The sequence below is a fragment of the Methylobacterium sp. Leaf113 genome (genome assembly GCF_001423325.1).
Taxonomy (GTDB): Bacteria; Pseudomonadota; Alphaproteobacteria; order Rhizobiales; family Beijerinckiaceae; genus Methylobacterium.
In genome coordinates this window covers 401,521-408,911 of record NZ_LMNJ01000012.1, presented here as the reverse complement: position 1 = coordinate 408,911, position 7,391 = coordinate 401,521, and the positions used below count along the sequence as shown (strand labels likewise).

The following is a 7,391-nucleotide window of genomic DNA, read 5'->3' as shown; positions in this document are numbered from 1 at the left end:
CTAGAGCGTTTTCCACGATCCCTGAGTCGTTGCGGCGAGGTGAGCGTTGATCCCTGAAGGTTCGTCAGGGAGATCGCCATGGCCCGTGCCTACAGTCACGATCTGCGCATTCGCGTCCTGGACGCAGTGGGCGCAGGTCTGTCCCGCCGGGCCGCGGCCCTGCGCTATCGGGTCGGTATCGCCACGGTGATCCGCTGGGCTGCGCACGCCACGAGGACAGGGGAGACGCGGGCTCAGCGTCAGGGCCGTCCACCTGGCTCCAAGCTCGACGAGCACGAAGCCTTCCTCTTCGCCCTCATCGATGAGAAAGACGACATCACGCTTGCCGAGATGCAGGAGCGCCTGCGTACCGAGCGCAGCGTCTCGGTCGGATTGGGTACGCTGTGGCGTTTCTTCGCCCGCCGGGCGGTGACATGGAAAAAAGTCGGCGCATGCGACCGAACAGGATCGCCCCGACGTGGCCGCATCCCGTGAGGCGTGGTTTGCCGCGCAGCCTGACCTCGATCCCGAGCGCCTGATCTTCATCGATGAGACCGGCCTTTCCACCCGTATGGCGCGCCTGCGCGGTCGCTGTGCTCGCGGTCAGCGCCTACGCTCGGGCATCCCGCATGGCCACTGGCTGACGACGACGTTCGTTGCGGGCTTGCGCATGTCGGGGATGAGCGCGCCCATGGTGCTCGACGGGCCGATGACGCGAGACTGGTTCCTGGCCTATGTCGAGCAGGTGCTCGCCCCAACCCTCAGGCCCGGCGACACCGTCATCCTCGACAACCTCCCCGCCCACAAGGGCGCAGCAATCCAGGCCGCCGTCGAGGCCAGCGGCGCACGGCTTCGCTTCCTGCCGCCGTACTCGCCCGACTTCAATCCGATCGAGATGGCCTTCGCCAAGCTCAAGGCGCTGCTGCGCAAAGCGGCCGAGCGCACGGTCGATCGGCTCTGGACTGTCGTCGGCAATCTGCTCGACGCCTTCACCCCAACCGAGTGCGCAAACTACTTCGCTGCCGCCGGTTACGATCCGGAGTAGGTGGAAACCGCTCTAGAACTGGACAGGTCGCCGCCGCTCAGCATGGCCGGCGTGACGGGCGTGTCCGTCTCAGGCCCCTCNCTGTCGTCGGCAATCTGCTCGACGCCTTCACCCCAACCGAGTGCGCAAACTACTTCGCTGCCGCCGGTTACGATCCGGAGTAGGTGGAAACCGCTCTAGCAGTGAAGCCCAGTGTGGGGCGGGCCATCCATAAAGGGGGGGTTCGCTTCGTCATGGCTCCATCCTCGCAAGAGTTGGGGCCTCCGGGAAACCCGGTGCGGTTCAGTCAGGGGGCGTGGGGTGAAGGTCCGGGATCAACCTTGGTGCCCACCGGCCTGGAGCTTTACACGTCTCGCAACGTCCTTCGCGCCACCATCCCGAGCGTGGAGCCCTGGACGATGATGGTGAACAGCACCACCGCGTAGGTCGCCGCCAGGATTGCGGGCTTGGCATCGCTTTCTAGAATCGACAGCGCCAGCGCCACGGAGATGCCGCCGCGCACCCCCGCCCAGGTCAGGAACGGAACGTTGCGGGGAGAAAGGGTACCACCCCAGCGGAAGACGAGGAGGGGCATCGACACGGCCACCAGCCGGGCGAGGAGGACGATGGGCACCGCGCAGGCGGCGAGCAGAAGACCGTTCGCCTCGAAACGCAGAACCAGCACCTCCAGTCCGATCAACAGGAACAGCACCGAATTCAGCACCTCGTCGATGAGGGTCCAGAGGGCGGAAACGTATCCTTGGGTCCGCTCGCTCATCGCGTCGCGCGAGGCCCGGTCGCCGACCAGTAATCCTGCGGCGACCACCGCGAGGGGACCGCTGGCATGGATCTTCTGCGCAAGGGCGTAGGTCCCGGCCACGAGCGCCAGGGTGATCAGCACCTCGACGGGGAAGTCGTCGATGGTCCGCATCGCCCGGTAGGCGACGTAGCCCGTGACGACCCCGAGGAGGAGGCCGCCGCCCGCCTCCTGCAGCAGGAGCCAGGAGATGCCGGTGGCACTCGTCGCCTCGCCGCCCGAGCCCGCTGCGAAGGCGACGAGGACCGTGAACAGCACGATGCCGACGCCGTCGTTGAACAGGGCCTCGCCCTGCATCTCGACTTCCAGCGCCTCGGGGACCTTGACGTTCTTCAGGGTCGCCAGGACCGCCACCGGATCGGTCGGGCTGATGAGCGCGCCGAAGACGAGCGCCCACGCGAGCGGGATGGGCCGGCCGATGAGGCCGGCCGCAAGCCAGAACCCACCGCCGACGATGGCGGTGGAAATCAGGGTTCCGAGGAGGGCTAGGGTGGCCACGGCCCAGGCGCGGTCGCGGAGCGTGCGCAGGTCGAGGCTCATCGCCCCGGCGAACAGCAGGAAGGCCAGCATGCCGTTCATCACCACGTCGGTGAAGTCGACCTGGCGCAGCACCTTCGTGAGATCCTCGTAGAGGTGCTGAGATGGGAAGGCGAGGTCGAGGCCGACGAGGGCCAGCGAGGCGGCAAGTCCCATGACGAGGAGGCCGATGGTGTGCGGCATCCGCAGGAACCGCCGGTTCAGCCAGCCGAACAGGGCCGAGAGGGTCAGCAGCATCGCGGCGAGGTCGAAGATGGAGATCACGGGCATTCACCGTTTGCGCAGCAACGACCTGCCGGGATGTTTCGATGGACGAGGGCAGTCGATGCGGATCCGCCCGTTCGGTCATGTCCTCCGCGGCCGGGTGTACGCCGCGTGCGCCTCAGCGCATGTCCTTCGGAAGGTGCTGGATCGGGTTCGTCCTGCCGCCCTGGTCCTTGCCCTGAACCGAGCCTTCGGAATGCATGACGTCCGTCGAGGATTGGATCGCGCTCGGCGGCGCGACCCCACCGGTGCCCTGATGGCGCACCGCATCCGACCCTTTCGTGGTCGACGTTCCCGACGGCATCGTTCCGGAGGTGGGCTGGTCGATGGAGCTCGCTGCGGACTGCGCGACCGCCGGCCCGGCCAGGACGAGGCCGGCAACGATGAGAAGAGAGCCGGCGATACGCGCGGTGGCGCAGCCCCATGCGGGGCGGGAGAAGCTGCAGATCTGCATCGGCGGGGTTCCTGTCGGACGCCTGGGCGTCGGTGCCGTAGAGTCGAAGCGCCGCACGCCGTCCTTGTTCCCCTTCCGGACACGCATGGTGGCGTGGGCCGGAATGACTCGACCCACGCCGACCACAGGGAGACGCGAGTTGGCCCCACCCCCAGCGTGGGGAGAGGGCCAACCGGTTTGGCGGGTTACTTCGGCATCAGCACGCTGTCGATCACGTGCACCACGCCGTTCGACTGGTTCACGTCGGCCTGCTCGACGAAGGCGCCGCCGCCCTTCTGGTCGATCAGCGCGAGCCGGTTGCCGTCCATCTTCACCGTCAGGACCTGACCCTCGACCGTCTTCAGGTTGGCGTCGGCGCCGCCCATCTTCGCCTTGGCCATCAGCTCCTTGGCGTCGAGCTTGCCCGGGACGACGTGGTAGGTGAGCACGCCCGTCAGGGTCTTCTTCATCTCGGGCTTCAGGAGCGAGTCGACCGTACCGGCGGGCAGCTTCTTGAAGGCGTCGTTGGTCGGGGCGAAGACCGTGAACGGACCCTTGCCGCTCAGGGTGTCGGCGAGGCCCGCGGCCTTCACGGCGGCGACGAGGGTCGTGAGGTTGCTGGCCTTGGACGCGTTCTCAACGATGGTCTTGTCGGCCATCATGGGCGCGCCACCGACCATGGGGGACGTTTCGGCGAAGGCGGGAGCGGCCACGGTCAGGCCGATGGCGAGAACGGCGGCGTTCAGGGGCGAGCGCATCATGGGGAACCCTTTAGGTGAGATGAAGCTTCGCAAATCGAGGCTCATGCCATCCTTACGCACCGAATTGCCGAACGGTTTCAGCGTTCTGATCACAATAATTTCATAAAAACAGAGACATGACACTCGGTCATTCCCATAGCTGAAAGACTATCAATTGAGATTACGCATCTAAGTTACCTCTTGATATCGAGGCAGCCCATCCCATGGGCCATACACGATGCCGGCTTGCCCGGCCAATACTTGGAATGAAGCCGATCGATTGACATGAACGTTTCCTGAAGGGGCGCGTTGGACCTGCGAACCGGTCGACCGAGCGTCGGTCAATTACCCTCCAGGCTTCGCTGGTATTCCAGTCCGTTCAGGCCCCATTCCCGGAGATCTCCTTGTCCTATCGCACCCTCGCCGCCGCCCTTGCGCTCACCTGCCTGTCGCTGCCCGTGCTTGCCCAGACCACACCGGCCGCGCCCGCACCCGGCACCGCGATGCCGGCGACGTCCGATACGGGCATGAAGATGGCCGACACCGCCACGGTGAAGCTGAAGTTCATGACCGTGAAGCCCGCCGACGTGATGTCCTCTAAGCTCGTCGGAACCACCGTCTACAACAACAAGAATGAGACCGTTGGCGAGGTCGAGGACCTTGTCATCGAGAACGGCAAGACCCTCACCGGCGTCGTCGTCAGCGTCGGCGGCTTCCTTGGGCTCGGCGAGAGCTACGTCGTGCTCGACCCGTCTTCGCTGGCTATCAACAACAAGGACGGCAAGTGGATGGTCCATGCCGACACCGACAAGGAAACCCTGAAGAACGCGCCGAAGTTCGAGTATTCCAAGAAGAAGATGTGATCCCCGCAGAAAGAGGAGACCTAACCATGAAGCACACCATTCTCGCCTCGGCGCTCCTGGCTGGCCTCGGCCTCTGCGCCTTCAGCCTGCCCTCGGCCGCCCTGCCCATGAACGCCTCCGGCGTCACGGCCTCGGATGGCGGCGAACTCGTACAGGTCCGCATGACGCGGCGTCAGATGCGTCGTCACCGCATGATGCGCCAGCATCGCATGCGGCAGGGCTCGGCCAGCCGCGGCAACGCGAGCATGCCCTCGCGCAGCCAGTTCGGCGGACAGCAGTACGGCGGAACGTCCGGTGGCCCGCGTCGCTGACATCAGCGTGATGGGTCCGCGCGGTCCGTGACGGCGCCAATAGCCCTTTAAAACGCCGCCGGATGGCACGCCCGCCACCGGCGGCTTTCCCATGACCCAAGGGTTCTCATGATTTTCTCGGAAGCGCTCGGGCGCCTCGAAGGGCTGGGGCGCTCGGCCGCCGCCCTGCTGCCGGGGCTCGCCGTCGCACTCGTGCTGTTCGGCCTCGGCCTGCTGGTCGCGCGCGGGGTCCGTGCCGCCGTTCGCCGCGCCGCCACGTTACGGGAGGCCTCGCCCGGGTCCGCCTCGGTGCTCGGGCGCATCGCCGGCGGCATGACCATCCTGGTCTCGTTCCTGGTGGCGGCCTCGGTCGCCTTCCCCTCCGTCTCGGCCGCCGACCTGTTCAACCTCCTCGGCATCGGCGGCGTCGCCATCGGCTTCGCCTTCCGCGACGTGCTGCAGAACCTGCTGGCCGGCATCCTCATCCTGCTGACCCGCCCTTTCGTCATCGGCGATCAGATCCGGGTCGGATCGCACGAGGGCACGGTCGAGGACGTTTGGGTGCGGGCGACGGTGCTGCGCACCTACGACAACCAACGCGTGCTGATCCCGAACGCCACGCTGTTCGTTGACAAGATCACCGTCATCACCGCACACGACAAGCGTCGGCTCGCCTTCCCGCTCACCATCGGCAACGGGGACGACATGAAGGAGGCGCGGCGCGTCATCGTCGAGGCCCTTCGCGGGACCGAAGGGGTCCTGGCCGACCCAGCCCCGGAGGCGCTGGTCACCGGTCTCGGGGCCGCCGGCGTCGACATGACGGCGCGCTTCTGGATCGACCCGCCTCGGCGGCGCGACGCGATGGACGCCCTCGACCACGCCATCTCCAACGTCAAGGACGCGCTCACCGCAGCCGGCATCGACCTGCCTTACCCCACGAGCCAGGTTCTCCTGCACGACCAGACCGAGGCGTCGGATGGGGACCGCACGCGCCAGCGCGAGGGCTGGCCCGCCGGCAAAAGCCCGCCGCGGGCGCGGTGGCAGGTGCTACGCGCGGATCGTGACAACGTCCGACGTAAGAACTCCGAATGCTGGGGTTCGGAAGCAAAGGATGAACCGGCATGAGGGCACGCCTGCGCGCCTGGATCGAATCTTTGGGCGACCAGTTCTGGCTTCGGCCCGCTCTGATCGTCCTTGGCTGCATCGGCCTCGCCCAGCTCGGGATCTGGCTGGAGACCGCCCATGTCGCCGGATACGACGCCTCCTCGCCGAACAAGAACTGGGGCTATTCCGGAGGCGCCGAGGGGGCCCGGGCGCTCTTGAGCGCGGTCGCGTCCTCGACCATCGGGGTCGCCGGCACCACTTTCTCCATCACCATCGCGGCCCTGACGCTGGCCTCCGGGCAGATGGGCCCGAGGCTGCTGCGCAACTTCACCCGCGACGCCCGCAACCAGATCGTCCTGGGTATTTTCCTCGGCACCTTCGCCTATGCACTCATGGTCCTGCGCACCGTGCGAACGGTGCAGGAGAGCCCCTTCGTCCCGCACCTCGCGATCACGGGGGCCATGCTCCTGGCGCTCCTCTCCCTCGCGACATTGGTCTGGTTCGTCCACCACATCGCCGCCAGCATCAATGTCGAGACGGTGGTCGATGCGGTCCATCGCGACCTCTGCGCCGCCGTCGAAGCCCGGACCTGTGAAGCGGCCGGCATGACGCTCCCGGACCGGCTGCCCATCAGCGGCGGAGTCTCCATCGACGCCAGCGGCTACCTCCAGGCCGTGGACGAGGATGTTTTGGCCGACTGGGCGCAGGAGCACGGTGCGACCGTCGCCGTAAGGGTGCGGCCCGGGGATTACGTGCCAAGCGGGTTACCCGTCGCGTTTCTCTCCGCCGGTATCGCGAATGCGGAGGTGGCGCTCGGGCGAGCCCTGACCTTCGGGCGCCGCCCGGCCGCCCTGCAGGACCTCGAATACTCGATCCGGCAACTGGTCGAGATCGCGGTCCGGGCGCTTTCGCCCGGTATCAACGACCCCTACACGGCCGGCAGCGTCGTCGACCATCTCGGCGATGCCCTGTGCCGGGTGGCATCACGCCATCTACCCACCGGTGCCGTCGTCCGGGACGGCCGGGTAGTGCTCGTCCTGCCCGTGACCGATTACGACGGCCTGTGCGATGCCATGTTCCACATGATCCGCCAGAACGCTGCCGGATCGGTGCATGTCCTCGCCCGGCTGCTCGACGTGCTCACCCGCGTCGCCGAGGTGGAGCGCCCCAAGGACCGGACCGCCGAACTCGCCCGTCACGCCGACCTCGTGGTCGCTGCCGCCCGGCGCGACGTCGCGGATCCCAACGACCTCGCCGACCTCGAAGCGCGACACCGCCAATTCCACGCCGTCGCGACCCCGTTCTCGAAAGCGCCCGTTTAGGAACATGCCCAGCGTCGG

The 7,391-nt window shown here is 67.0% G+C and carries 8 protein-coding genes; 5 read left to right on the top strand and 3 right to left on the bottom strand.

Annotation, left to right across the window (positions count from 1 at the left end; genetic code table 11):
• The first annotated feature begins 78 nt into the window (after nucleotides 1–78).
• Nucleotides 79–1,024, top strand: a protein-coding gene (locus ASF60_RS23550; RefSeq protein WP_156633997.1) for an IS630 family transposase whose coding sequence is annotated in 2 segments (ribosomal slippage) — nucleotides 79–419 and nucleotides 418–1,024 — 948 coding nt in all. Because the reading frame shifts where the segments join, the coding sequence is not laid out codon by codon here.
• A 343-nt stretch (nucleotides 1,025–1,367) separates the two neighbouring features.
• On the opposite strand, the gene ASF60_RS10985 is transcribed toward ASF60_RS23550, so the two are convergent.
• The 3 genes from ASF60_RS10985 to ASF60_RS10975 form a co-directional block, all read right to left on the bottom strand.
• Nucleotides 1,368–2,621 (bottom strand): cation:proton antiporter, encoded by a 1,254-nt coding sequence (locus tag ASF60_RS10985; protein WP_056184373.1) that lies wholly within the window; start codon nucleotides 2,619–2,621, stop codon nucleotides 1,368–1,370.
• 118 nt (nucleotides 2,622–2,739) lie between these two features.
• Nucleotides 2,740–3,075: a hypothetical protein gene (locus tag ASF60_RS10980; protein ID WP_056184291.1), complete on the bottom strand. Its 336-nt coding sequence runs from the start codon at nucleotides 3,073–3,075 to the stop codon at nucleotides 2,740–2,742.
• Between the two features lie 185 nt (nucleotides 3,076–3,260).
• Nucleotides 3,261–3,812, bottom strand: a complete 552-nt coding sequence (locus ASF60_RS10975) for a fasciclin domain-containing protein (protein WP_056184371.1) — start codon at nucleotides 3,810–3,812, stop codon at nucleotides 3,261–3,263.
• Between the two features lie 386 nt (nucleotides 3,813–4,198).
• Here ASF60_RS10975 and ASF60_RS10970 point away from each other — a divergent pair, with 386 nt between their 5' ends.
• The 4 genes from ASF60_RS10970 (at nucleotide 4,199) to ASF60_RS10955 (ending at nucleotide 7,373) form a co-directional block, all read left to right on the top strand.
• Nucleotides 4,199–4,657, top strand: coding sequence for a PRC-barrel domain-containing protein (locus ASF60_RS10970; protein ID WP_056184289.1), 459 nt, complete (start codon nucleotides 4,199–4,201; stop codon nucleotides 4,655–4,657).
• 26 nt (nucleotides 4,658–4,683) lie between these two features.
• Nucleotides 4,684–4,968 (top strand): hypothetical protein, encoded by a 285-nt coding sequence (locus ASF60_RS10965; protein WP_056184286.1) that lies wholly within the window; start codon nucleotides 4,684–4,686, stop codon nucleotides 4,966–4,968.
• A 108-nt stretch (nucleotides 4,969–5,076) separates the two neighbouring features.
• Complete coding sequence (locus ASF60_RS10960) at nucleotides 5,077–6,072, top strand: mechanosensitive ion channel family protein (RefSeq protein ID WP_056184284.1); 996 nt, start codon at nucleotides 5,077–5,079, stop codon at nucleotides 6,070–6,072.
• Entirely contained in the window at nucleotides 6,069–7,373 is a 1,305-nt protein-coding gene (locus ASF60_RS10955) for a DUF2254 domain-containing protein (protein ID WP_056184282.1), read from the top strand. The genes ASF60_RS10960 and ASF60_RS10955 overlap by 4 nt, the downstream gene beginning before the upstream one ends.
• Nucleotides 7,374–7,391 lie beyond the last annotated feature (18 nt).